The organism is Clostridium sp. AF28-12 (assembly GCF_003435225.1).
In the GTDB taxonomy this organism is placed as follows: domain Bacteria; phylum Bacillota; class Clostridia; order Lachnospirales; family Lachnospiraceae; genus Pilosibacter; species Pilosibacter fragilis.
Map to the genome: position 1 here is coordinate 1 of NZ_QWGJ01000057.1, position 1,828 is coordinate 1,828.

The window sequence follows — 1,828 nt, forward strand, 5'->3', positions numbered from 1 at the left end:
CCCTGTGTGTTAGGATAGTTGTCAGTGAAAGATAATTACATTTGTGGTAGTATAGAGCTATCGCAGGAAGGGAGCTTTCATTATGAACTATAGTCCAGAGTTAAAGGATGCACTCCTCAGGAGGATGCTTCCACCAAACAATGAATCCATTACAAAAATTTCCAGAGAAGAAGGTATTTCCGAACAGACATTGCGTAACTGGCGGGACAAAGCCAGAAAGGAAGGCTATGCCACTCCTGGTACAGATGCCATCCCAGACAATTGGAGCACACAGGATAAATTCTTAGTTGTTGTTGAAACAGCGAGCATGAATGAAACGGAACTTGCTGAATATGCCCGTAAAAAAGGACTTTATGTTGAGCAGATTAAGGATTGGAAAGATGCCTGCATGAATGCAAATGGCGGCATCGCTAAAGAGGCCTCCCGACTAAACCGGGAACTCAAGGATTCTGAAAAAGAACGCAGAAAACTTGAAAAGGAATTACAACGCAAGGAAAAAGCTCTTGCCGAAGCTGCAGCTTTACTTGTATTGTCAAAAAAAGCAAATGCGATCTGGGGGGATCCCGAGGACGAATGATTAGCGCCTCAGACCGCGAAAATGCTGTACTGCTAATCAATGAAGCTATTGCATCTGGTGCATCCTGCAAAAAAGCCTGTTACCGTCTCGGAATTACAGAAAGGACTTTTTACCGCTGGAAAAAAAGGAAATCAGATATAAATTCCTATGAAGATGGACGTCCCACAGCGGATCATTCAGAGCCGGCAAATAAGATCCCGACAGAAACCCGAAAGGAAATCATAAATATCTGTAACAAGCCTGAATACGCCAGCATGGCGCCATGTGAGATCGTTCCAACACTAGCCGATGAAGGCATCTATATCGCCTCTGAATCAACCTTTTACCGTGTTTTACGGGAAGAAAAAATGTTGAACCATCGTGGACGCAGTGAAGCACCAAAGCATAACCGTCCGTCTACATACAGTGCAACAGCACCCAATCAGGTGTATATGTGGGATATTACGTATCTGAATGGCCCACATAAAGGAATGTTTTACTATCTGTATCTTTTTTCGGATCTCTATGACCGGAGTATCGTGGGCTGGGAGGTCTATGAGACAGAAAATGCCGATTATGCCAGCAGCCTGATCAAAAGGATTTGTTTAAAGCAGGGACGCCTTACTACAGAGCCATTAGTATTACATTCTGATAATGGTTCTCCCATGAAAGGTGCAACGATGCTTGCAACGCTGTATCAGCTTGGCATAACACCTTCAAACAGCAGACCGCGTGTAAGCAATGATAATCCATATGCGGAAAGTCTCTTTAAAACATTAAAATACCGTCCGAATTATCAGCCTAAAGGGTTTGCAACACTGGAAGAAGCAAGGGAATGGGTAAGTCTGTTTGTAAAGTGGTATAACCATGACCATCATCATAGTGGATTAAAGTTTCTTACCCCATATCAGCGCCGCAGTGGTTTATCTGACAAGATACTTGCCAAACGCAAGGAAGTTTATGAAGCAGCCAAAACAGAGCATCCCGAGCGTTGGAACGGACGTTTGACCCGTGACTGGAGCCTTCCGGACACAGTGTATCTGAATCCGGAGAAAATAAGCGAAGAAGCAGAAACTGCTGTTGAGGAGACAGCTGTTTCATAAAAATCTGATGATTCAAATGGACATGCTCAGATAAAAGCTCTGTGCCTGACGTGATTGTCAATAAAAATGGGGTATTCATTGATACTCACGTCAGGTACAGAACAATATCTGATAACCTGTCGAAACAAGAATATAAATTTTTACTGACAACTACCTTGACAATCAGCGC

1 protein-coding gene is annotated in these 1,828 nt (G+C 43.3%); it reads left to right on the forward strand.

Going from position 1 to position 1,828, the window contains the following annotated elements; translation table 11 throughout:
* The first annotated feature begins 79 nt into the window (after window positions 1-79).
* A protein-coding gene (locus DWY93_RS16725; RefSeq protein WP_117470990.1) for an IS3 family transposase occupies window positions 80-1,659 on the forward strand; the annotation gives its coding sequence in 2 pieces (ribosomal slippage) (window positions 80-533 and window positions 533-1,659; 1,581 coding nt in all).
* Window positions 1,660-1,828: the final 169 nt, after the last annotated feature.